General features: G+C 36.0%; 1 pseudogene. It reads right to left on the reverse strand.

The annotated features are described in order from the left end of the window. A pseudogene (locus ACHABW_RS25970) lies at positions 1-464 on the reverse strand (LLM class flavin-dependent oxidoreductase); the annotation flags it as partial.

Raw genomic sequence — 464 nt, forward strand, 5'->3', positions numbered from 1 at the left:
TTACTATTTTCAAAGTGGGGCATCACACCTTCTCTAAAACGTTTCATAGCCTTTAACGTTTCTTCATGCGAGAGACCTCCAAAATCAAAGTAAATAATAACTTCTTCGATTCCTGATTCTTCTACTTCCTTTAATTTCTTTGTTACATAATTAGCATCTCCGACAATAATGCTATTCTCACTTAAATCTTCCGTTCTCATGGTCTTTAGTTTCTCTACAATATCTACAAAGTAACGAATATGTGGTGGTGCTGTAGATGGGTCACCAGGAAATGCAGGTACTAACCCTGTGAAATATTTAAGCATTCGCTTTTTAGTTTCTTCAGCCTCATCTTTGGAATCGGTTACATTTAAAAAGTAAGAACATCGTGCTTCTTTTCCAGTGAAGCCATGTTTCTTTGATTCTTCTTTAAATTTAGACACTGCTTTTGCAATACTTCCAAATACCATCGTCGCTGCAAATGG

The sequence above is a fragment of the Salipaludibacillus sp. CF4.18 genome (genome assembly GCF_051262595.1).
In the GTDB taxonomy this organism is placed as follows: Bacteria; Bacillota; Bacilli; order Bacillales; family Salisediminibacteriaceae; genus Salipaludibacillus; species Salipaludibacillus neizhouensis.